This is a genomic window from Streptomyces sp. NPDC088350, from assembly GCF_044753545.1.
Taxonomy (GTDB): domain Bacteria; phylum Actinomycetota; class Actinomycetes; order Streptomycetales; family Streptomycetaceae; genus Streptomyces.
The window spans coordinates 657,130-678,514 of the sequence record NZ_JBIVNL010000003.1; the positions used below are offsets into that span (position 1 = coordinate 657,130).

The 21,385-nt window shown below is 70.1% G+C and carries 20 protein-coding genes; all 20 read right to left on the minus strand.

Annotated elements, in window-relative coordinates; genetic code table 11:
* Positions 1 to 3 precede the first annotated feature (3 nt).
* Positions 4 to 129 carry a DUF6126 family protein gene (locus ACIQBL_RS12855; RefSeq protein WP_401940219.1) on the minus strand — a complete coding sequence of 42 codons (126 nt, stop codon included), beginning with the start codon at positions 127 to 129 and terminating at the stop codon, positions 4 to 6.
* On the minus strand, positions 126 to 764 hold the full coding sequence (locus ACIQBL_RS12860; RefSeq protein ID WP_401940221.1) for a helix-turn-helix domain-containing protein: 639 nt from the start codon (positions 762 to 764) through the stop codon (positions 126 to 128). Before ACIQBL_RS12860 ends, ACIQBL_RS12855 begins: the two co-directional genes overlap by 4 nt.
* Positions 765 to 853: 89 nt before the next feature.
* On the minus strand, positions 854 to 2,239 hold the full coding sequence (locus ACIQBL_RS12865; RefSeq protein ID WP_401940223.1) for an aspartate aminotransferase family protein: 1,386 nt from the start codon (positions 2,237 to 2,239) through the stop codon (positions 854 to 856).
* Positions 2,236 to 4,143 carry a 1-deoxy-D-xylulose-5-phosphate synthase gene (dxs, locus tag ACIQBL_RS12870; protein WP_401940226.1) on the minus strand — a complete coding sequence of 636 codons (1,908 nt, stop codon included), beginning with the start codon at positions 4,141 to 4,143 and terminating at the stop codon, positions 2,236 to 2,238. The genes ACIQBL_RS12865 and dxs overlap by 4 nt, the downstream gene beginning before the upstream one ends.
* Positions 4,144 to 4,169: 26 nt before the next feature.
* Entirely contained in the window at positions 4,170 to 5,327 is a 1,158-nt protein-coding gene (gene ispG, locus ACIQBL_RS12875; protein WP_401940229.1) for a flavodoxin-dependent (E)-4-hydroxy-3-methylbut-2-enyl-diphosphate synthase, read from the minus strand.
* 4 nt (positions 5,328 to 5,331) lie between these two features.
* Positions 5,332 to 6,354, minus strand: coding sequence for an adenosyl-hopene transferase HpnH (hpnH, locus tag ACIQBL_RS12880; protein WP_401940232.1), 1,023 nt, complete (start codon positions 6,352 to 6,354; stop codon positions 5,332 to 5,334).
* 5 nt (positions 6,355 to 6,359) lie between these two features.
* A complete protein-coding gene (locus ACIQBL_RS12885; RefSeq protein ID WP_401940234.1) occupies positions 6,360 to 7,001 on the minus strand; it encodes a 1-hydroxy-2-methyl-2-butenyl 4-diphosphate reductase in 642 nt (213 codons plus the stop codon).
* Positions 7,001 to 9,007, minus strand: coding sequence for a squalene--hopene cyclase (gene shc / locus ACIQBL_RS12890; RefSeq protein ID WP_401940237.1), 2,007 nt, complete (start codon positions 9,005 to 9,007; stop codon positions 7,001 to 7,003). Before shc ends, ACIQBL_RS12885 begins: the two co-directional genes overlap by 1 nt.
* Positions 9,008 to 9,119: 112 nt before the next feature.
* The gene (locus tag ACIQBL_RS12895) at positions 9,120 to 10,247 is read right to left on the minus strand and encodes a polyprenyl synthetase family protein (protein WP_401940240.1); all 1,128 of its coding nucleotides are present in this window, start codon (positions 10,245 to 10,247) and stop codon (positions 9,120 to 9,122) included.
* Complete coding sequence (gene hpnE, locus ACIQBL_RS12900; protein ID WP_401940242.1) at positions 10,247 to 11,677, minus strand: hydroxysqualene dehydroxylase HpnE; 1,431 nt, start codon at positions 11,675 to 11,677, stop codon at positions 10,247 to 10,249. Before hpnE ends, ACIQBL_RS12895 begins: the two co-directional genes overlap by 1 nt.
* Positions 11,674 to 11,796, minus strand: coding sequence for a DUF6380 family protein (locus ACIQBL_RS12905; RefSeq protein ID WP_401940245.1), 123 nt, complete (start codon positions 11,794 to 11,796; stop codon positions 11,674 to 11,676). Before ACIQBL_RS12905 ends, hpnE begins: the two co-directional genes overlap by 4 nt.
* Positions 11,796 to 12,746 carry a presqualene diphosphate synthase HpnD gene (hpnD, locus tag ACIQBL_RS12910; RefSeq protein ID WP_401940248.1) on the minus strand — a complete coding sequence of 317 codons (951 nt, stop codon included), beginning with the start codon at positions 12,744 to 12,746 and terminating at the stop codon, positions 11,796 to 11,798. Before hpnD ends, ACIQBL_RS12905 begins: the two co-directional genes overlap by 1 nt.
* Positions 12,743 to 13,645 carry a squalene synthase HpnC gene (gene hpnC, locus ACIQBL_RS12915; protein ID WP_401940251.1) on the minus strand — a complete coding sequence of 301 codons (903 nt, stop codon included), beginning with the start codon at positions 13,643 to 13,645 and terminating at the stop codon, positions 12,743 to 12,745. Before hpnC ends, hpnD begins: the two co-directional genes overlap by 4 nt.
* A gap of 386 nt (positions 13,646 to 14,031) precedes the next feature.
* Positions 14,032 to 14,823 carry an ABC transporter ATP-binding protein gene (locus ACIQBL_RS12920; protein ID WP_401940253.1) on the minus strand — a complete coding sequence of 264 codons (792 nt, stop codon included), beginning with the start codon at positions 14,821 to 14,823 and terminating at the stop codon, positions 14,032 to 14,034.
* Positions 14,816 to 15,745 (minus strand): ABC transporter permease, encoded by a 930-nt coding sequence (locus tag ACIQBL_RS12925; RefSeq protein ID WP_401940255.1) that lies wholly within the window; start codon positions 15,743 to 15,745, stop codon positions 14,816 to 14,818. Before ACIQBL_RS12925 ends, ACIQBL_RS12920 begins: the two co-directional genes overlap by 8 nt.
* 153 nt (positions 15,746 to 15,898) lie before the next feature.
* Positions 15,899 to 16,744 carry a glycosyltransferase family 2 protein gene (locus tag ACIQBL_RS12930; RefSeq protein ID WP_401940729.1) on the minus strand — a complete coding sequence of 282 codons (846 nt, stop codon included), beginning with the start codon at positions 16,742 to 16,744 and terminating at the stop codon, positions 15,899 to 15,901.
* Between the two features lie 32 nt (positions 16,745 to 16,776).
* On the minus strand, positions 16,777 to 17,556 hold the full coding sequence (locus ACIQBL_RS12935; RefSeq protein ID WP_401940257.1) for a CDP-alcohol phosphatidyltransferase family protein: 780 nt from the start codon (positions 17,554 to 17,556) through the stop codon (positions 16,777 to 16,779).
* On the minus strand, positions 17,534 to 18,595 hold the full coding sequence (locus tag ACIQBL_RS12940) for an iron-containing alcohol dehydrogenase family protein (protein WP_401940260.1): 1,062 nt from the start codon (positions 18,593 to 18,595) through the stop codon (positions 17,534 to 17,536). Before ACIQBL_RS12940 ends, ACIQBL_RS12935 begins: the two co-directional genes overlap by 23 nt.
* Positions 18,583 to 19,335 carry a sugar phosphate nucleotidyltransferase gene (locus ACIQBL_RS12945; protein WP_401940262.1) on the minus strand — a complete coding sequence of 251 codons (753 nt, stop codon included), beginning with the start codon at positions 19,333 to 19,335 and terminating at the stop codon, positions 18,583 to 18,585. The genes ACIQBL_RS12940 and ACIQBL_RS12945 overlap by 13 nt, the downstream gene beginning before the upstream one ends.
* The gene (locus ACIQBL_RS12950; RefSeq protein ID WP_401940265.1) at positions 19,332 to 21,125 is read right to left on the minus strand and encodes a DUF5941 domain-containing protein; all 1,794 of its coding nucleotides are present in this window, start codon (positions 21,123 to 21,125) and stop codon (positions 19,332 to 19,334) included. Before ACIQBL_RS12950 ends, ACIQBL_RS12945 begins: the two co-directional genes overlap by 4 nt.
* Positions 21,126 to 21,385: the final 260 nt, after the last annotated feature.

Sequence of the window (21,385 nt, forward strand, 5' to 3'; positions counted from 1 at the left end):
GGGCTACTTGGCGCCCAGGGAGAACAGCAGGTAGATGAAGGCCGCGAAGAGGTGGCCGACGGCGATGTAGATGATGAGTCGTATCCACAGGGCGCGCGGGAACTTGTCCTCGATGTTGTTGCCGCTCATGGCGTGTCTCCGATGATCGGGCCCAGGCACAGGGCGGCCGTGGGGCTCTGCAACAGGGTGTGGACGAACAGGACCTCGACACCGGTCTCGTCGGCGGCGGCGAGCCGGTGCGGGGTGAGCGAGTCGAAGTGGGCGCTGTCGCCCGGCGCGAGGAGGTGCGCGGTGTCGCCGAGGCGGAGTCTCAGACGCCCCTTCAGGACGTACAGCCACTCCTCGCCGGGGTGCACGCGCACGATGTCGCCCTGGGAGCCGTGCGGGATGCGCACGCGCAGCGACTGCATCCCGCGGCCGGGCGCCCCGGCCTGCCAGTAGGTCCAGCCGCCCGCGTGGGTCGGTTCCATCTCGGCGGCGCGCACGACGGCGTCCCGGTCGGCGACCGTCTCGCCGAGCAGATCCGAGACTGTCGTACCGTAGATACGGGCCAGCGCGAGCAGCATCGGCAGCGAGGGCTGGCGCAGCCCGGTCTCCAGCCGGGAGAGATGGGCGGGCGAGAGCCCGGCCGAGCGGGCGGCGGCCTCCAGGGTGAGGGAGGCACGCCGGCGCAGCGCGCGGAGCTGTGGTGCGACGGTGGCCGGCAGGTCGTCGGCCGGCCCGGCCGAAGCCGACTGCTCCGGCCCGGTCTCTGGAGAGCTCATGCTCTCCATTCAGCCGCAGGCTTGCCTCTGCGGCAAATCTCTTGCCTCAGAGGCAAAAACCCGCGGCGCCCGGAAGAGGCGGAGTACCCCTACCGGTTGGCCACCGCCTGCTTCACCAGCGTCTTGCTGAAGTCCCACATCAGCCCGCCGCCGCTGTGCGCGTCGTCCATCACGGCGGTGAAGGCGTCCACGAACCGGTCCACCTCGCGCTCGCCGACGATCAGCGGCGGGATCAGCTTGATGACCTCCAGGTGGTCGCCGGAGACCTGGGTGAGGATGCGGTGCCGCTGAAGCAGCGGTACGACCACCATCTGCGCGAACAGCCCCTTGCGCGCGGCCTGCAGCATGGTCCAACGGCTGCGCAGCTTCAGCGACTTGGGCTTCCCGAACTCGATGCCGATCATCAGACCCCGGCCGCGGACATCGGCGAGCAGCTCGTACTTGTCCACCAGCGCGGCGAGCCGGGACTTCAACCGGTCCCCGGTGGCACGGGCGTTGGCGACGATCTGCTCGTTCTCCATCACGGACAACACGGCGAGGCCGGCCGCCATGGCCTGGGCGTTGGACCCGAAGCTCGCCGAGTGGACCAGCACGCGGTCCATGGACGAGTAGACCTTCTTGAAGATCCAGTCCTTGCCGAGGGTGGCGCCGACCGGCACATAACCACCGGACAGCGCCTTGGCCACGCACACCAGGTCCGGCTCCACACCGTCCTCGTGCTGGTACGCGTAGAAGTCGCCGGTCCTGCCAAGGCCCGTCTGCACTTCATCCGCGATGAGCAACGCCTTGTGCTGGCGCAGGAGTTCCTGCGCGGCGCGCAGATAGCCGGGCGGGGCCTCGTGGACACCCTTGCCCTGGATCGGCTCGACGACGAGGGCGGCGACGTCGCCCTTCTTCAACTCCCGTGCCAGGGCGTCGAGATCACCGAGGGGTACGGCGGTGTCGGGCAGCAGCGGGGCGAAGCCGTCCCGGAAGCCGTCCTCACCGTTGACCGACAGCGAGCCCGTGGTCAGGCCGTGGAAGGCGTGGTCGCAGTACAGGACGCGGGGTTTCCCGGTGGCGTAGCGGGCGAACTTGAGCGCTGTCTCGACCGCCTCCGTACCGCTGTTGCCGAAGAACACCCGGTCCAGGTGCGGGCTGTGGGTGAGCAGCTTCTCGGCGAGCAGGCCCGGCAGCGGCTGGCAGTCGAAGCGGGTGAGGTCGGCGAGCTGGGCGTCGAGGACGTCGTGCAGCGCCTTGCGGACGACGGGGTGGTGGCGGCCGAGGCCCATCACCCCGAACCCGGCGAGCATGTCCAGGTAGTCGTTGCCGTCCGCGTCCCAGAAGTAGGCGCCCTCGCCCCGCTCGTAGACCTTGTCGAAGCCGATGGTGTGCAGCATGCGCGGGAGCTGGTGGTTGAGGTACTTGGTGTGCAGCTCGTAGCGCTCGGCTCCGCGCTCGGCCAAGAGCGCGGTGAGGTCGAACTCCTTGGTCATTCGGGTTTCTCCTTGGCTGCGCGGTCGGTCGTGTCCTTGACCGCCAGGCTTGCGCTGATCCGTCCGGCGACCTCGACGGGTGTGAGGCCGATGTCTGCGAGCACCTCGCCGCGTTTGGCGTGCGCGAGGAACTGCTCCGGGATGCCGAACCGCCGTACGGGCACGTCGACTTCGGCGTCACCCAGTGCCAGCGCCACGGCGGCGCCGACGCCCGAGGCGCGGCTGTTGTCCTCGACGACAGCGACGAGGCGGTGTTCGGCGGCGAGGCCGGGCAGCGCCGGGTCGACGGGTTTGACCCAACGGGGGTCCACGACCGTGCAGTTGACGCCCCGGGCTTCGAGGAGTTCGGCGGCCTGGAGGCAGACGGGCGCCATCACCCCTACGGCGACGAGCAGCACCTCCGGCGTCTCCGCGCCCCGGTACAGGACGTCGAGTCCGCCCACACGGTCGATCGCCGGGATCTCCGGTCCGACCGACTCCTTCGGGAAGCGGACGAGGGTCGGCGCGTCGTCGACGGCGACCGCTTCCCTTAGTTGGGCGCGGAGTTGGTCGGCGTCGCGTGGGGCGGCGATCCGCAGACCCGGCACGACCTGAAGGATGGACATGTCCCACATGCCGTTGTGTGACGCTCCGTCAACTCCCGTCACCCCGGCGCGGTCCAGGACGAAGGTCACCCCGCAGCGGTGCAGCGCCACGTCCATCAGGAGTTGGTCGAAGGCGCGGTTGAGGAAGGTGGCGTAGACGGCGACGACGGGATGCAGTCCGCCGGTCGCCAGGCCCGCCGCCGACACCGCCGCGTGCTGCTCGGCGATGCCGACGTCCCACACCCGGTCCGGGAAACGGGCCGCGAACTTGCCGAGGCCGACCGGGTGCAGCATCGCGGCGGTGATCGCCACGACGTCGTCCCGCTCCTCCCCGATGCGCAGGATCTCGTCGCCGAACACGCTGGTCCAGGAAGGGCCGTTGGAGGGCACGAGGGGCTCGCAGGTGAGCGGGTCCATCACGCCGACGGTGTGGAAGTGGTCCTCCTCGTGGGCGAGGGCGGGTTCGTAGCCGCGCCCCTTCTCCGTGAGGCAGTGCACGAGGACCGGGCCGTGGAAGCGTTTCGCGCGGCGCAGTGCCGACTCGACGGCGCCGATGTCGTGTCCGTCGATCGGGCCGACGTACTTGAGGCCCAGGTCCTCGAACATGCCCTGCGGGGCGAACGCGTCCTTGAAGCCCTTCTTCGCGCCGTGCAGGGACTCGTAGACGGTGTTGCCGATGACCGGGGTGCGCAGCAGGACGTCCTTGCCCCAGGCGAGGACCTTCTCGTAGCTGTCGGTCGTGCGCAGGGTGGCCAGGTGGTTGGCGAGGCCGCCGATGGTGGGCGAGTACGAGCGTTCGTTGTCGTTGACCACGATGATCAGCGGCCGGTCCTTGGCGGCGGCGATGTTGTTCAGCGCCTCCCAGGCCATGCCGCCGGTGAGCGCGCCGTCGCCGATGACCGCGACGACATGGCCCTTCTCGCCCTGCACCTGGCGGGCCTTGGCGAGGCCGTCGGCCCAGCCGAGCGCGGTGGAGGCGTGGCTGTTCTCGATGACGTCGTGCTCGGACTCCTCGCGCGAGGGGTAGCCGGAGAGGCCGCCCTTGCCGCGCAGCTTCGAGAAGTCCTGACGGCCCGTCAGGAGCTTGTGCACATAGCTCTGGTGGCCGGTGTCCCACAGGATGCGGTCGCCCGGTGACTCGAAGACCCGGTGGAGCGCGATGGTCAGTTCCACGACGCCCAGGTTGGGTCCGAGGTGTCCGCCGGTCCTGGCCACCGCGTGGACCAGGAACTCCCTTATCTCTTCGGACAGTTCGCCGAGTTCCGCCTCGGACAGCGACTTCAGGTCGCGTGGTTGCCGGATGCTCTCCAGAATCGTCACGTCGGGCCCCCTTCGGTCCGTGCTGTTCAACTCACGGTGACGGCCGGCTCCCCCGCCGCGACGCCGTCCTGCTCCATCTGTTCGGCGATCTTCATCGCCTCCTCGATGAGGGTCTCCACGATCTTCGACTCGGGGACGGTCTTGATGACCTCGCCCTTCACGAAGATCTGGCCCTTTCCGTTGCCGGAGGCGACGCCGAGGTCCGCCTCCCGCGCCTCGCCGGGTCCGTTGACGACGCAGCCCATGACCGCGACGCGCAGCGGGACCTCCATGCCCTCAAGGCCCGCCGTGACCTCGTCGGCGAGCTTGTAGACGTCCACCTGGGCCCGCCCGCAGGACGGGCACGACACGATCTCCAGCCTCCGGGGCTTGAGGTTGAGGGACTCCAGGATCTGGAGGCCGACCTTGACCTCCTCCACCGGCGGTGCGGACAGCGACACGCGGATCGTGTCGCCGATGCCCTCGCTGAGCAGTGCCCCGAAGGCGACCGCCGACTTGATCGTGCCCTGGAAGGCGGGTCCGGCCTCGGTGACCCCGAGGTGCAGCGGATAGTCGCTCTGCGCGGCCAGCAGCCGGTAGGCGTTGACCATCACCACGGGGTCGTTGTGCTTGACGGAGATCTTGATGTCCCGGAAGCCGTGCTCCTCGAAGAGGGACGCCTCCCACAGGGCCGACTCGACGAGCGCCTCGGGCGTCGCTTTGCCGTACTTCTGGAGCAGACGACGGTCCAGGGAACCGGCGTTGACCCCGATCCGGATCGGCGTGCCATGGTCCTTCGCGGCCCGCGCGATCTCCTTGACCTTGTCGTCGAACTGTTTGATGTTGCCGGGATTGACGCGAACCGCCGCGCACCCGGCCTCGATTGCGGCGAAGACGTACTTGGGCTGGAAGTGGATGTCCGCGATCACCGGGATCTGCGACTTGCGCGCGATGGTCGCCAACGCGTCCGCGTCGTCCTGCGTGGGGCAGGCGACGCGGACGATCTGGCAGCCGGAGGCGGTGAGTTCGGCGATCTGCTGGAGGGTGGCGCCGATGTCCGACGTACGGGTCGTGGTCATCGACTGGACCGAGACGGGGGCCCCGCCCCCGACCGCCACCGATCCGACCTGGATGCGTCGCGACACACGTCGCTCGGCGATCGGCCGGACCGGCATCTCGGGGACGCCCAGGGCTACGGCGGTCATGACGTCAGTCGCGGTTTCCGGCGACGGTCTCGCGCATGGCCCGCAGGGACTCCTTGAGGGAGCCCATGGTGGCGAGGACGGCGGTGGGCTCGTAGCCGCAGTGCGCCATGCAGTTGGCGCAGCGCGGGTCCTTGCCGCGGCCGTACTTGTCCCAGTCGGTCTCCTCGATCAGCTCCCGGTACGTGGGCACGTACCCGTCGCTCATCAGGTAGCAGGGGCGCTGCCAGCCGAAGAGCGAGTAGTTCGGGATCGCCCAGGCCGTGCACGGGAAGTCGACCTTGCCCTCCAGGAAGTCCAGGAAGAGCGGGGAGTGGTTGAGCCGCCACTTCCTGCGGTTGCCGCCCGCGAAGGCCTTCTTGAACAGCTCGTGGGTCTGCGCGACACCCAGGAAGTGCTCCTGGTCGGGCGCCTTCTCGTAGGCGTAGGCGGGCGAGATCATCATCTCGTCGACCTTGAGGTCGTCGTTGAGGAAGTTGAGCACCTCGATGATGGTCTGCGGGGTGTCCGTGTTGAAGAAGGTCGAGTTGGTGGTGACCCGGAAGCCGCGCTTCTTGGCCTCCTTGATCGCCTCCACCGCCTCGTCGAACACACCCTCCTTCGCGACGGACTCGTCGTGCCGCTCGCGCAGCCCGTCGATGTGCACCGCGAAGGCGAAGTACGGCGAGGGCGTGAACTTGTCGAGCTTCTTGCGCAGCAGCATGGCGTTGGTGCAGAGGAAGACGTACTTCTTCTTCGCCACCAACTGCCGCGCGATCTCGTCGATCTGAGGGTGCATCAGGGGCTCGCCGCCCGCGATGGACACCATCGGCGCACCGGATTCGAGCACCGCCCCGACGGCCTGCGCCACCGGCATGCGCTGCTTGAGCACGCCCGCCGGGTGCTGGATCTTGCCGCAGCCCTCGCACTTCAGGTTGCACGCGAAGAGGGGTTCCAGCTCCACGATCAGAGGGAACTTGTCCCGCTTGCGGAGCTTCTGTTCAGCCAAGTATGTAGCGACCTTGATTGTCTGGCGCAGCGGCATGGCCATCTGGCTCACCTCCGGGGGAGCAGCAAGGAACGGTGCCATTCGAAAAAAGCGGGAAGAACGGATCGAAGAACGCGGAAAGCCGATATTCCACCGCGCACCGTGCCGATCCGGACGAGTTCATGTTCAGGAGCGTCCACGACCACCCGTACGGCCGCAACCGGGCGCGCGCCCGTCCGCACGGCGCTCAGCAGCGTGGCCGCCGACTCCATGTCGACCGCGATCGCGCCGGTCGCGAGCAGATCCGACCGTTCCTGTCCGCGGACGACGTGATCGGAGCCGGTGAGGGGGCCGGTGTGGACGGTGCGTCCGGGCAGGGCACGCACGATTTCCTTGACGAGCAGCTCGGTGGCGACGCACGGAACGGTTCCGCGCGGGTCCCGGGTCTCCTCGGCGACCACCACGTCGCCGGGGTGCATACCGGGGGCGAGTCCGGCGCAGAAGCCCGTGGCCAGTACGGCGGCCTCGGACAGCGCCGGGTCGGCGAGGCGCCGGGTGACGGCCTCCCCGGCCGCTTGTGGCCCCATGCCCGTACGGACGATGGTGACCGGACCGCCGGCGCCGGACCGGTCGCCGGCGCGCAGGGCGAGGTGCTCGATGCCGAGCGCGCAGGCGATCAGCAGCGGCGGTCCGGCGGGCTGGGTGCTCATCAGCCCCCCTTGGCCGGGGAGAACGAGGTCGGGGAGAACGGTTCTCCGTGGACGAAGCGCCCGAGCGCGGTGAGCGGGAACACCTGCCGGTAGAGGTGGTAGTTGATGGAGAAGTCCCACGGGAAGCCCGTGCCGGTGAAGTAGGGCTCGTCCCAGGACCCGTCCTCGCGCTGGGTCGTCGCGAGCCATTCGATGCCGCGTTCCACGGCCTTGGAGTCCCGCTCCCCCGCCGCCAGCAGGGCCATCAGCGCCCAGGCCGTCTGCGAGGCGGTGGAGGCGCCCCGGCCGCTCCACTCCTTGGCGTACTTGTAGGAGCGCAGGTCCTCGCCCCAGCCGCCGTCGTCGTTCTGGACCGTCTCCAGCCAGGTCACCGCGCGCCGGATCGCCGGGTGCGAGCCGGGGATCCCGGCCGCGGCGAGGGCGGGCACCACGGACCCTGTGCCGTAGACGTAGTTGACGCCCCAGCGGCCGAACCACGAGCCGTCCGGCTCCTGTTCGGCAAGCAGCCACTCGATGCCGCGCCGGGTGCGCGGGTCGTGGGCGAGGCCCTCGACGGCGAGCATCTCGACGACGTGCGCGGTGACGTCCGCCGACGGCGGGTCGATGACCTCGCCGAAGTCGCAGAACGGCAGCCGGTTGGGGAACGGGCTGGTGTTGTCGACGTCGAAGGCGCCCCAACCGCCGTTCTTGGACTGCATTCCGAGGTTCCAGCGGACCGCGCGTCCGGCGGCCCGGTCCAGGCGCTCCGGGTCGTGATGTCTGACCCGGCGCAGCGCGAGCACGACCTCGGCGGTGTCGTCGATGTCGGGGTAGTTGTCGTTGTGGAACTCGAACGCCCAGCCGCCGGGCGGCAGTTGGGGCCGCTTGACCGCCCAGTCGCCGGGGCGGACGATCTCCTCCCCGAGCATCCAGTCGGCCGCCTTGACCAGTTGGGGATGGTCGGCGGGCACGCCCGCGTCGGCGAGCGCGATGGTCGCGAGGCAGGTGTCCCACACCGGGGACTGGCAGGCCTCGATCATCCGGGCGCCGTCCTCGCGCCAGACCGCGAACCGGTCCAGGGACGCCAACCCCGCGCGCATCACCGGGTGTTCGAGGTCGTAGCCCAGCAGGTGCAGGGCGATCACCGAGTACACCGCGGGCGGCTGGATGCCGCCCCAGCAGCCGTCGTTCTCCTGCCGCTCGATGATCCAGCGCGCGGCCGTGTTCATCGCGGCCCTGCGCAGCTTGCGCGGGGCGACCTTGCGGTAGAGGTGCAGCGCCTTGTCGAGCCGCTGGAAGGCGCCGTCCCAACTCGCCACCTTGGCGAGGGGCTTGACCGGGTTCGGGTTGCTCGCGTCGATGTGGAGCTCGTCGAGCGGGAAGGGTGCGGGGCGCACCGGCCGCTTCGCGGAGACCACCGTCAGCGGCACGATGGTCTGCCGGGCCCAGCATCCGAAGTCGTAGATGTTGAGCGGTACCCAGGTGGGGAAGTAGAGGAGTTCCGGCGGGAGTTCGGGCAGGTCGTCCCACTTCCACCAGCCGAACAGGGCGAGCCAGATCCGGGTGAAGACACGGGCCGAGGCGATGCCGCCCCGCTCGCGGATCCAGGCGGACGCCTTCGCCATGTGCGGGGCGTCCGGAGCGTCACCGGCCAGGCGCAGGGCGACGTACGCCTCGATGGTGGTGGAGAGTTCGCCGGGTCCGCCGTAGAAGCTGGCCCAGGTGCCGTCCTCGCGCTGCTCGCCGCGGATGAAGAGCGCGGCGGCCTGGGTCGTCGACTCGTCGCGGATGCCCAGGAACTGACGGAGCAGCAGATCCTCCGCGTCCATCGTGACGTTCGTCTCGAGGTCGCCCTTCCACCAGCCCTGGGCGTCCTGCTGTGCGAGGAGGAAGTCGGTGGCGCGTTGTACGGCGAGTGCGGCGGCGTCGTGCACCCCGGCCGCCGCGGGGGTGTTGATGTCGGTTTCGCTGGCCGCGGCAACCCGGGGCCGCATGGCCCCGGTGCTTCCGTCGGTCGTCGCTGTCATGGCTTCCCCTTCGTGCAGTGGCATGTCTCTGCTGTGGGTCCGCCGTCGGCCGGTACTCGTTCGTTCGCAGCACCGGCCGGCGACTACGCGAGGGCTATTCGACCGATAGTGATCATCTCTTTCGTACGACGACGAAGTCGGCGAGCGCCGTGAACTGCGCCCGAACCCGGTCGGGCATGTCGATGGCGTCGAGGGCCTCGATGGCGATGGTGTGCTGGCGGCGTGCCTCTTCGGCGGTCCACTCGCGTCCGCCGGCCTCCTCGATGAGCGCGGCGCGGGCCGCGAACTCCTCCTCGGAGAAGTTCTCGAAGTCGCTGCTCTTGGCGTCGGCGGCGAGGATCTCGCCGAGCCGCTCGGAGGCGGGTCCGCCCGCCGCGAGCGCCGCCACCACGGGCAGGGACTTCTTGCGCTGACGCAGATCGCTCCAGGTCTGCTTCCCGGTGGACTCCGGGTCGCCCCAGATGCCGAGGAGGTCGTCGACGGCCTGGAAGGCCAGGCCGAGGTGGTAGCCGTACTTCTCCAGGACGTCGGCGGTGCGGTCGTCCGCGCCGCCGAGCACGGCCCCGATGGAGGAGGCGCAGGCGAGCAGGGCGCCGGTCTTGTTGCCCTCCATCTCCAGGCACTCCTCGACGCTGACGCGGTCGCGGTGCTCGTAGGAGATGTCCTGCGCCTGCCCGTCGATGAGGGCGCGGGTCGCGGTGGTGAGACGGCGGGTGGCGCGGCCGGCCTCGACGGTGCCGAGCTCCAGCAGGACCTCGTTGGCCAGCGCGAACAGGGCGTCGCCGACGAGGATGGCCTGGGAGGGGCCGTGCACCTTCCAGACGGTGTCGCGGTGCCGGCGCTGTTCGTCGCCGTCCATCAGGTCGTCGTGCAGCAGCGAGAAGTTGTGGACCAGTTCGACGGCCACGGCGCCGGGGATGCCGGTCTCGGGCGAGGCGCCGGTGACCTCGGCGGAGAGCACGGCGAGCGCGGGGCGTACGGCCTTGCCGCCGTCGCCGTCCGCCGGGTTGCCCTCGGCGTCGATCCACCCGAAGTGGTAGGCGGAAACGGTGTCCATGGGAGGCGCCAGGCGGTCCACGGCCGCCCGCAGTACCGGTGTGGCAAGGGTCCGGCCGCGCTCCAGGAGCGCGGACACGTCCACCGCGTCGGCAGCCGTCTCGGCCGGGGGCACAGTGGGCACAGTCTCTCCTCTTGTCGTGCTACCGGGGGTGCGGTGGCCTGCCGCATGCTGGTCGAGCATCAAGCCGCCTCCTCGAACTCGAAGAGATGGCTGGGGCGGGGCCGGCCCAGGGCGGCGAGTGCGGCGTCCGCCGCGCTCACCCCACTGCGGACCGCACTCTCCATGGTCGCGGGCCACCCTGTGGCGGTCCACGCTCCGGCCAGGTACAGGCCGGGGGCCTTGGTGCGGGCGCCGGGCCGCAGCCGTCCGACGCCGGGGGCGGGCGCGAACGTCGCCGTGCGCTCCCTGGTCACGAAGAAGTCCTTCACCTCGGCGCCGCGCGCACCGGGCAGCAGCCGCTCCAGCTCGGGGAGGTAGCGCTCGCGCAGCGCGGCCACGGGCTCGTCGATCTCGTCGCGCGCGGCGGACTGGGACAGCGCCAGATACTGGCCGTCCTTCAGCCCGGACGCGCCGGTCCGGTCGAACACCCACTGCACGGGGGTGCCCAGCGCCGCGAAGAAGGGCCGGGCGAGCACCTTGCGGTCGTAGACGACGTGGATGTTGAGGATCGGGGCGGTGTCGATGGCCAGCAGCTGCTCAGGGGCGTCGAGGGCACCGTCCGGCAGCAGATCGTGGGCCTCGCGCTGCGGTACGGCGAGCACGACGGCGTCGGCCCGAAGGGTCTCGCCGGGAACCTGAACGCTCCAACGCCCGTTTTCGTCAGTGGAGAGGGAGGTGACGCGTGTACGGACTTCGGTGCGCACGCCCGCGGAGTCGAGCGCCTTGCGGGCGAGCCGGTCGTGCAGTTCACCCAGCGGGACGTGTGCCCAGCCGATGTCGGCCGCGCCCGGGTCGGAGAGCAGACCGGTCTTGAACACCATCGCGGCGAGCGCCAGCGAGGAATCGCCCGCCACCGCGTTGAGGGTGGCGACCCCCACCAGGTCCCACAGTGCCTCGACGGCACGCGCCGACTGACCGTGCGCGGTCAGCCAGCTGCCGAAGTTCTGGGCGTCCAGCGCGGGGTCGGCGAGGTCGAGCCCTTTGAGGGCTAGAGCGGCACGTCCGACTTTGGCGCGCTCGGCGAACGAGAGATGCGGGTATGTCGCGAGACTGCGCCCCAGATGCAGGGGCACGGGCAGCGGGTCGCGCCGCAGTCTGCCGAGCCGGCGCCCCTCGGGGCGGTTCACGTCGAGTACGGGCACGTCGAGACGATCCTGCAGCGGAGCCAGGGCCGCGCCCTCGATGCGGTCGAGGAACCAGCGGTAGGCGGTGCAGCAGCGCAGATACACGTGCTGTCCGTTGTCCACGGTGAGGTCGCCGCGCTGGAAGGAGAAGGCGAGCCCGCCCAGGCGCGGCCGGCCTTCGAGCAGGGTGACGCGGACTCCGGCGTCGGCGAGCGCGAGCGCGGTGGTCACACCGGCGAGCCCGCCGCCGACCACGACGGCATGCCGGCCGGCCTCTCCCGTCGGTTCGTCCGAGGGCGGCCCGTCGGACCGCGTCCCGTCCCTCATCGTGCACTCCCCCCTGCGTACCCGCCGTGGCAGGTCGTCGCAGTCAGGGACGCGACTTCGCACCGGAGGGTTGCGTGCCGCATTTCTCCGGCGGCATCACCTTGGCCCACTTTGTCCATCAGGTGCGCCTCCTGAGCGTCCGCCGCGAGACATGCCGGGTGTCCAGGCCGGACAGGCCGCGCACGGCGACGTAGGCCTTCTCGCGGCCGGGCAGGGAGACGCGACCGCGCAGTACGGCCTCCGGCTCGCGCTCGATGCGGTCGAGGAGGCGGCGGTAGATGCCGGCCATGGCGGCGACACAGGCGCCGCTGCGGCGGTCGAGCATGGGGAGCAGCCGGTAGCCCTCGGCGAAAAGAGTGCGGGCCCGTCGCACCTCGAAGTGCACGAGACCCGCGAAGTCGGAGCCGTCCGGAGGTGTCGGTCCGTTGAACCCGGCCGAGCACCCGAATTTCGCGAGGTCGTCGGCGGGCAGATAGGTCCGGCCGCCCTCGGCGTCCTCGCGGACGTCTCTCAGGATGTTGGTGAGCTGGAGCGCGAGCCCCAGGGTGTCGGCGTACTCCGAGGCGCGCTCGGCGCCGCGCGCCCCCGGCTCCGCGCCGAACACGCCGAGCGAGAGCCGCCCGATCGCGCCCGCGACACACCGGCAGTAGACCTTCAGGTCGTCCCAGGTCTCGTAGGTCTCGCCCTGTACGTCCATCAGGACGCCGTCGATCAGCTCGTCCAGGCCGCCGAGCGGGATCGGGAAGGCCTCGGCGGCGTGCGCGAGGGCGACCGCGACCGGGTCGGTGTCGTCCTCCTCGACCTTGCCTTCGCGAACGCGGGTGAGCAGCGCCCGGGTGTCCTCCAGGCGTGCCGCCTTCACCTCGGTCGCCAGCGTGCCGTCGCCGATGTCGTCGACACGCCGTGAGAACGCGTACAGCGCCGACATCGCGCGGCGCTTGGGCGTCGGCAGCAGTCTGATGCCGTACGCGAAGTTGCGTGCCTGCTGTCCGGTGACGGCCTCGCAGTAGCTGTAGGCGGCGAGTACCGGCGCGGACATGTGCGGTGCAGACTCCACGGTCCGGATCACCCCTCTCCTCGCAGAGTCACGCCCACCTCACGCAGCAACTGGATCCTGCCGGGCTTGGGTGGGCCGGGAAGTACGTCGTATTCGGCGGCGGCGATCGCGCGGATCGCCGCCCTTCCCCCCGCCACGAACCCCGCGAGCAGCAGCTTCAACCTGCCGTGGACGCTACCCACCAGGGGGGCGCCTTCATTCAGGAGATCCCGGGCGCGTTCTGCTTCGTATGCAACCAGTGCGCGCACCGATGCGCCCGCGGAGGGCGTGGCGAGATCCGCTTCCTGGACGTGAAAGCGCTTCATGTCCTGGGCGGGCAGGTAGATCCGGTCGCGGCCGAGGTCCTCGGCCACGTCCTGCAGGTGTTCGACGATCTGCAGTGCGGTACAGATCGCGTCGGAGTGCCGGACCCGCTCGGGGGTCTCGGTGCCGGTGACGGCGAGGACGAGGCGGCCGACCGGGTTCGCGGAGAGTTCGCAATAGGCGAGGAGATCGTCGTAGGTCTCGTAGCGCGTGACGAGTTGGTCCTGGCGGTTGGCGGCGATCAGGCCGAGGAAGGGCTCGGGGGTCAGCGCGCGGCGGCGGACGGTCGGCTGGAGGCGGCGCAGCAGGGGGTGGCCCGGGGTGCCGTCGAAGACGCGGTGCAGGTCGGCCTCGAAGGCGTCGAGGAGGACCAGGCGGTCCTCGGCCTGTGCGGGTGCCACGCCGAGGAGACGGGCGTCGGCGCCGCCGGGGGCCAGGTCGCCGTCGCCGATGTCGTCGACGAGGCGGGCGAATCCGTACACCGCCATGAGGTCGGTGCGCCAGGCCCTGGGCAGGAAGAAAGGTGCCACGGGGAAGTTCTCACCCGCGGCCTTGTCGAGTGTGCCGCGCACCGGATCACCGGTGCCGGCGGAGCCGGTTCCCGTCACCGCTCACTGCCAGGGGCGGGGACGGCGCGTGCTTCGGTGAGCTGGGGAGTTTCCGTAGCCATTGCCGTCACATCTCCCGTTCTACACTGCCGACCCAATACACACTATTTCGGACACGCCGCCCGGTCGTCCGCACAGATACCCGGAGAACGGTGTCGCGCATTATCGCCCCACTTGCCGCTATTCGGCACCGGTACAGCTTACGTTGTACAACGCAGCGAGCTTCCTCGGGGTGTCCTGCACATCACAACAACACACCGATTGGCGTCAAGATTCCTTGGGCGGGGCCGAGTTGACGTTTCCTTTGCAGACGCGGGGCCCCGCCGGAGCAGTTCCGGCGGGGCCCGGGTAAGCCTCGTGGGCTTTTGCGCCCATGGGCGGGTGGACTACTTGCCCGTGAACTTCTCGTACTCCTTGAGGACCTCTTCGGTCGGGCCGTCCATCCGCAGCTCGCCGCGTTCCAGCCACAGCACGCGGTCGCAGGTGTCGCGGATGGACTTGTTGTTGTGACTGACCAGAAACACCGTGCCCGCGGACTTGCGCAGCTCGCGGATGCGCTCCTCGGAGCGGACCTGGAACTTGCGGTCGCCGGTGGCCAGCGCCTCGTCGATCATCAGGACGTCGTGGTCCTTCGCGGCGGCGATGGAGAAGCGCAGCCGGGCCGCCATGCCGGAGGAGTAGGTGCGCATCGGGAGGGTGATGAAGTCGCCCTTCTCGTTGATCCCCGAGAAGTCGACGATCTCCTGGTAGCGCTCCCTGACCTGCTCGCGGCTCATGCCCATGGCGAGGCCGCCCAGGATGACGTTCCGCTCGCCGGTGAGATCGTTCATCAGGGCTGCGTTCACGCCGAGCAGCGAGGGCTGGCCGTTGGTGTAGACCCGGCCCTTCTCGGCGGGGAGCAGGCCGGCGATGGCGCGCAGCAGGGTCGACTTGCCGGAGCCGTTCGAGCCGATCAGGCCGACGGCCTCACCGCGGTAGGCGACGAAGGAGACGCCCTTGACGGCGTGCACCTTGCGCACCCCGCGCTCCTCGCCGCGCTTGACTATGCGGCTCAGGGCGGAGGTGGCGCTGCCCTTGCCGGTCTTGGCGCCGTGGACGCGGTAGACGATGTGCAGTTCGTCCGCGATGACGGTGGGGATCAGGTCCCCGGGGGGCTGCTCGGGGTTCTGCTCAGCCACGGCCGTACCTCTCCTCCGCCTGCCAGAAGTACACGAAACCGCCGACGAACAGGACCACGGCCCAGACCGCGGCGATGGCCCACACGTGCGGAGGCAGGTTCGAGGCGCCGTAGCCGTCGATGAGGGCGAAGCGCATCAGGTCCATGTAGATGGCGGCCGGGTTCACCTGCAGCAGGCGGACGAACACCTCGGAGCGGCCCTCCATCATCGCGCTGATGGAGAACATGACGCCGGACGTGTACATCCAGGTGCGCAGGATGAACGGCATCAGCTGGGCGAGGTCCGGGGTCTTCGCGCCCATCCGCGCCACGATCAGCGCGAGCCCGGTGTTGAAGAGGAACTGCAGCACCAGGACCGGGACGATCAGCAGCCAGGACAGGCTCGGGTAGCTGCCGAAGCCGATGACGATGATGAACAGCACGGTCATCGAGAACAGCAGCTGCTGGAGCTGTTGCAGCGCGAAGGAGATCGGCAGCGAGGCGCGCGGGAAGTGCAGCGCGCGCACCAGGCCGAGGTTGCCGGAGATCGCCCGCACGCCCGCCATGATCGAGCTCTGCGTGAAGGTGAACACGAACACGCCCGTGACCAGGAACGGGATGTACACGTCCCGGGACATGCCCCGGCTCGCCTTCAGGATGACGCCGAAGATGAAGAAGTAGACGGCCGCGTTCAGCAGCGGTGTGGCCACCTGCCAGAGCTGGCCGAGCTTCGCCTGGCTGTACTGGGCCGTCAGCTTCGCCTGGGAGAAGGCGAGGATGAAGTGCCGGCGTCCCCACAACTGGCGGATGTACTCGGCGAGTCCGGGGCGGGCACCGCTGACCGTCAGCCCGTACTTGGCGGACAGTTGTGCCGCCGTGAGGCCTGCGTCGGGCGACGGACGCGGGCTCACCGCGACTCCGCCGTCATGCGTTGTCTCACTCAAGAGTGGAAGCCTTCATTTTCGGATGTGTCTTACGACTGTCTTGCGTTCGTCTTACGGAATTGTGCTACAGGAAGCGACACGTATCCGCCGTCGGTCAAGTTTCCCGGGGTGGGCCGCGCGCCGGGCGCGCGCGGCCGGGCGTCTTCGAGCTTGTCAGATCACCGGTGGACGGCCCAGTCGAGTCAGGCGCCACACCGTACGCCACTTCATGGGCCTGCGAGGTCCGCAGGGAGTGGTCCAGCCCTCCTTGAACCCGCCGAACCAGGCCTGCAGGGCCGGGCGCGAGGGGCGGCGCAGGAGGGTGAGCAGCAGCCACACCCCGAGGTACACCGGGACCAGGGGCGCGGGGAGGTTGCGGCGGGCCAGCCAGACCCGGTTGCGGGCGACCATCCGGTGGTAGACCGCGTGCCGCGAGGGGGCGGTCGTCGGGTGGTACAGCACCATGTCGGACCGGTAGTCGATCATCCAGCCCGCGTCGAGGGCCCGCCAGGCAAGGTCGGTCTCCTCATGGGCGTAGAAGAACTCGTCCGGGAGTCCGCCGACCTCGGCGAAGACCTTCGTACGGACGGCGTTGGCGCCGCCGAGGAAGGTGGTGACCCGGGAGGAGCGCATCGGGTCGGAGGCCCGCAGCCGGGGGACGTGCCGGCGCTGGGTGACACCGGTGTCCGGGTCGGCGATGCGGAAACTGATGATGCCGAGTTCGGGGTCGGCGGCGAAGGCCTGCCGGCACAGTTCGGCGGTGTCGTGCTGGGCGAGGATTCCGTCGTCGTCGAGGAACATCACTATGTCGACCTCGCGACCGGCGGGCCCGAAGGCGTCCAGGCCGACGTTGCGGCCACCGGGGATGCCGAGGTTCTCGGGCAGTTCGACGGTCCGGACGCCCTCGGGGACGTCCGGGACGGGCGAGCCGTTGCCGACGACGACCACCTCGACCCGGTCGCCGTCCTGCTTGGCGACCGAGTCGAGCAGGGCCCGCAGTTCGTCGGGGCGGTTGCCCATGGTGATGATCACCGCCCCGACCTTCGGGCCGCTCACTTCAGCCTGCTCGACGCGAGGATCGACACCAGGTGCAGCAGGGTCTGCAGCAGCGCGATGCCGGCCAGTACGGCGACGCCGAGCCGCGAGAAGTACAGGTCGCCGCGGACCTGGTCCACGATCGCGAGGACCAGGATCAGCAGGGTCGCCTCGATGCCGAGGATCAGCCGGTGGAACTTGAAGGCGGCGGCGGCCCGGCGGGCCAGCGCCATCCCGGAGGACCGCATCTCGGCCGCGGACTCCTGGACCGGTGCCTTGCCGGTCTGGTGCCGGGCGACGCCGACCAGGTCGGTCTCGGCCTTGATCAGGATCGCGCCGAGCGCGGCCAGCGTCCCGAGGAAGGCCCACAGCCAGTCGATACGGCCGCTGCCCCACAGGTCGGCGGCGCGCAGTCCGAAGCCGACGAGCACGGCGGCGTCGGTCAGATAGGCGCCGACGCGGTCGAGGTAGACCCCGGCGAGGGAGTACTGCTTGCGCCAGCGGGCGATCTCGCCGTCGACGCAGTCCAGCAGCAGATACATCTGGACGCACACCACGCCCAGCACGGCGCCCGTGATCCCCGGCACCAGCAGTGCCGGGGCGGCGAGTACGCCGAAGACGGTCATCAGGTACGTGAGCTGGTTGGGCGAGACCCTGGTGTTCACCAGGTAGCGGTCGACCCGCAGGGACACCTCACGCATGTAGAGGCGTCCCATCCAGTGCTCACCGCTGCGCCGGTCCTTCACCCCTGCGGGGTGGACGACGGGACGGAGTTCAGCTACCGATGGCCTTGACATAGTCGGCGTAGATGTCCTTGATCTGGTCGGTTTTCAGGTCGAGGTGTTCGAGGATGGTGTAGCGGCCGGGGCGGGTCTCCGGAGCGAACTCCACGGCGCGGACGAACTCGTCCACCGTGAAGCCGATCTCCTCCGGCAGCACGGGCAGTCCGTGCCGGCGCAGTACCCCGGCCATGTACGCCGATTCCTCGTGGGCTCCGCGCAGGTACATCGCGAAGGCCGCGCCCAGTCCGCACTGCTCGCCGTGGGCGGCGGCGCGTTTGGGGAAGAGCAGGTCGAAGGCGTGGTTGATCTCGTGGCAGGCGCCGGAGGACGGGCGGGAGTCGCCCGACACCGACATGGCGATACCGCTGAGGACGAGCGCCTCGGCGAGCACCTGGAGGAAGGCGTTGTCGCCGACCCCGCCCGGGTGCCGCAGTACGGCCTCACCCGCCTGCCGGGCCATGGCCGCCGCCAGCCCGTCGATCTTCTCGCCGGTGACGCGGTTGGCGAGCTCCCAGTCCGCGATCGCGGAGATGTTGGAGATCGCGTCCCCGATGCCCGCCCGCACGAAGCGGACCGGTGCCTCGCGGATCACGTCCAGGTCGATGACGACGGCGATCGGGTTCGGCACGCCGTAGGAGCCGCGCCCCGCGTCGTTGTCGAGGGTGGCGACCGGCGAGCACAGGCCGTCGTGGGCGAGGTTCGTCGGTACGGCGACCAGGGGCAGGCCGATGCGTGCCGCGGCGAACTTGGCGCAGTCGATGATCTTGCCGCCGCCGAGGCCCACGACCGCGTCGTAGTGACCGGCCTTCATCTCGCCGGCCAGTTCGATCGCGTCGTCGAGGGTGCCGCCGCCGACCTCGTACCAGGTGGCGCCGGGCAGGCTGGGTTCGATGCGTTCGCGCAGCCGGGCGCCGGAGCCGCCGCTGACCGCGACGGCGAGCCGGCCGGAGTGCGAGATGCGCTGGTCGGCGAGGACGCAGGCCAGGTCGTCGAGGGCACCCGGGCGGATGTCGACGACGACGGGCGAGGGGATCAGCCGGGTCAGTACAGGCACGCGATCTCCCGCCCCTTGGCCAGATCGTCGTGGTTGTCGATCTCGACCCACTTGACGTCGCCGATCGGGGCCACGTCGATCCGGAAGCCGCGGTTCACGAGTTCCTGGTAGCCGTGCTCGTAGAACTGCTGCGGGTCGGTCTCCCACACCGTCTTGAGCGCGTCGGCCAGTTCCACGGTGGCGTCGCCCTCGATGAGGGTGACGCCGATGTACTCACCCGTCGCCTCGGCGGGGTCCATCAGCTTGGTGATCTTCGTCATGCCCTTGGCGGGGTCGACGACGACCTTCATCTCCTCGTCGGCGAGGGACTTGACGGTGTCCAGCGCGAGGATGATCTTCTTGCCGTCGCCGCGGGTGGCCAGCAGCGTCTTCTCGACCGAGACCGGGTGGACGGTGTCGCCGTTGGCGAGGATCACGCCGTCCTTGAGAGCGTCACGTCCGCACCAGAGGGAGTAGGCGTTGTTCCACTCCTCGGCCTTGTCGTTGTCGATGAGGGTGAGCTTGAGGCCGTACTTCGCTTCGAGGGCCGCCTTGCGCTCGTACACGGCTTCCTTGCGGTAGCCGACGATGATCGCTACCTCGGTCAGACCGATCTCGGCGAAGTTGCCGAGGGTGAGGTCCAGGACCGTGGGTTCGCCCTCTATGCCCGCGGGCCCCACCGGCACCAGAGCCTTGGGAAGGCTGTCGGTGTAGGGGCGCAGACGCCGTCCGGCGCCGGCCGCCAGCACGAGGCCGATCATGCGGGTTCTCCTTCATCGTGTACGGCGGGCGCCCCTGCGGACACCCAGAAGCGGATGCTCTCGAAGAGCACCAGCAGGGCCACGGCCACGGCCAGGACCGTGAGCGCGACCGTGAACTGCGACGCGGTGAGCGCGGCGGCGAGAACGGTGACGAGCAGCGTCCGCCCCTCGTGCCCCCCTGTGGCGCGCACCAGCCAGGCCGGGGACGCCCCGGCGTTGCCGCGGATGCGGTACACCGTGTCGTAGTGATGGTAGGCGACCGCGGCCACCAGGCCGAAAGCCGCAGGAAGGGCTCCGTTTACCTCCGCTTTGGCCGCCAGCACCAGGACCGTGCAGTATTCCGCCGCCCGGAAGAGCGGGGGGACCAGCCAGTCGAGGGCGCCCTTGAGGGGGCGGGCGACTGCCGCCGCGGAGAAGAGGACATAGACGACGGCACACACGACGTTCTGCCAGCCGGCACCCCAAAGGAGCGCCGAACCCGTCACCAGGACGGCGCCCAGGGCGGCGGCAACGACCGCCACGCGCGCGTACGTCCTCCCCGGGCGCACCAGCAGTTCGGTCAGCGGTCCACTGTCCGCGAGGTCCGCCAGTGCCCGTGCCGCCCGGTCCGTCCGGGTCGCCCTGCGGGTCAGCGAGCGCAGCACCCGGCCCGCCGTCGTGTACGTCGCCGCGAAGGCGCAGCCGACGAGGAGGACGTAGAAGGTGATCCGGGGGGTGGTCACTGCCGTGAGGACGGCGATCATCGCCCATCGTTCGCCGATGGGCAGGACTATCATCCGGCGCACCCAGACCGTCCAGCCGACGCTGTCGAGCTTGTCGGACAGGGCGGCGGTGGGGCTGGTGTTGGCGGTGGCGTCGTGGTTGGCCTCGTTGAAGGAGAAGTCCACGACGTGCCGGCAGGTCTGCAGGATCATCGCGCCGAGCGCGAGGGCCCATACATCGTCATGGCCGCCGCCCCGGGCCGCTCCCAGCGCGAGGCCGGCGTAGTAGGCGTACTCCTTGGCGCGGTCGAAGGTGGCGTCGAGCCAGGCGCCGAGGGTGGAGTACCGCAGGGCGTAGCGGGCGAGCTGGCCGTCGGTGCAGTCCAGGACGAAGGACGCGATCAGCAGGACGCCGGCCGCGACGAACCCGGCGCGGGTGCCGGTGGCCGCGCAGCCCGCCGCGATCAGGGCGGTGAGCAGCGAGGCCGTGGTGACCTGGTTCGGGGTGAGGCCGCGGCGGGCGCACCAGCGGGCGAGGTAGCGGGAGTACGGGCTGATGAAGTGGGTGGTGAAGAAGCCGTCGCGGGACTTCACGGCCGACTTCAGGCGTACGGCCTCGTCGTCGACGGCGGCGACGGCCTGGCGTGCCTCGTTGCGGGCCTGCGGGTCGGCGGGGACGGTGGCGACGAGGCTGCCCAGCTCGGGGCGGTGCACGTCGGAGCCGTCGGCGTCGAGGGCCGTGACGACACGGTCGGCGAGATTGTCGAGGAGGGTCGTGCCGGCGCCGGCCGAGTCCTCGCGGGCGACCGCGCGGGTCAGTGCCTGCCGGCCGGCGGGCTGGGCGGTGACGGCGCCCGGTACCGCGGCGAGCGGGAAGCGGGGGTCGGTGAGGCCGAGGCGCAGCGCGTGCACGTGGCCCACGAAGCGGGCGTCCACGACGGCGACCCGCTGGTCTCCGGGGACCGCCGCCAGGAGCGTTTCCGCCTCGGTGGTGTCGGCGGCGATCCGGACGTCGAAGCCGAGCGACCGCAGATCGCCCTCGATCGACGATCCGGGGACCGGCGAGCCGGTGAGGATGGCGGTCGGCAACCGAACTCACTCCCTGGGTGCCGACGCTCGGGCGCCGGTCATGTGCATGGTGGTGGCGCCCCTTGGGTGGCACCCGGGCGGCATGTCGGCAGAGGCTATCGGATGCTCTCAAGCCCGTGTTCACCGGCCGTTCATGGGCTGATCAACAGGGTCTGCAGGCGCCTCCGCCGAGATCATCATCAGGGATTCGGCCCCCGGCCGACAAACCGCACCACAAACCGCACCTGCCAGACCGGGCATCGCGGGACATTGCGGAGGCG

Excerpts from the sequence above, each read along its gene's own strand:
- ACIQBL_RS12855 (WP_401940219.1), bottom strand. The coding sequence starts at position 129 with ATGAGCGGCAACAACATCGAGGACAAGTTCCCGCGCGCCCTGTGGATA.
- ACIQBL_RS12860 (WP_401940221.1), bottom strand. The coding sequence starts at position 764 with ATGAGCTCTCCAGAGACCGGGCCGGAGCAGTCGGCTTCGGCCGGGCCG.
- ACIQBL_RS12865 (WP_401940223.1), bottom strand. The coding sequence starts at position 2,239 with ATGACCAAGGAGTTCGACCTCACCGCGCTCTTGGCCGAGCGCGGAGCC.
- ispG (WP_401940229.1), bottom strand. The coding sequence starts at position 5,327 with ATGACCGCCGTAGCCCTGGGCGTCCCCGAGATGCCGGTCCGGCCGATC.
- hpnH (WP_401940232.1), bottom strand. The coding sequence starts at position 6,354 with ATGGCCATGCCGCTGCGCCAGACAATCAAGGTCGCTACATACTTGGCT.
- ACIQBL_RS12885 (WP_401940234.1), bottom strand. The coding sequence starts at position 7,001 with ATGAGCACCCAGCCCGCCGGACCGCCGCTGCTGATCGCCTGCGCGCTC.
- shc (WP_401940237.1), bottom strand. The coding sequence starts at position 9,007 with ATGACAGCGACGACCGACGGAAGCACCGGGGCCATGCGGCCCCGGGTT.
- ACIQBL_RS12895 (WP_401940240.1), bottom strand. The coding sequence starts at position 10,247 with ATGCTCGACCAGCATGCGGCAGGCCACCGCACCCCCGGTAGCACGACA.
- hpnE (WP_401940242.1), bottom strand. The coding sequence starts at position 11,677 with ATGAGGGACGGGACGCGGTCCGACGGGCCGCCCTCGGACGAACCGACG.
- ACIQBL_RS12905 (WP_401940245.1), bottom strand. The coding sequence starts at position 11,796 with ATGGACAAAGTGGGCCAAGGTGATGCCGCCGGAGAAATGCGGCACGCA.
- ACIQBL_RS12930 (WP_401940729.1), bottom strand. The coding sequence starts at position 16,744 with ATGGGCAACCGCCCCGACGAACTGCGGGCCCTGCTCGACTCGGTCGCC.
- ACIQBL_RS12935 (WP_401940257.1), bottom strand. The coding sequence starts at position 17,556 with ATGTCAAGGCCATCGGTAGCTGAACTCCGTCCCGTCGTCCACCCCGCA.
- ACIQBL_RS12945 (WP_401940262.1), bottom strand. The coding sequence starts at position 19,335 with ATGATCGGCCTCGTGCTGGCGGCCGGCGCCGGACGGCGTCTGCGCCCC.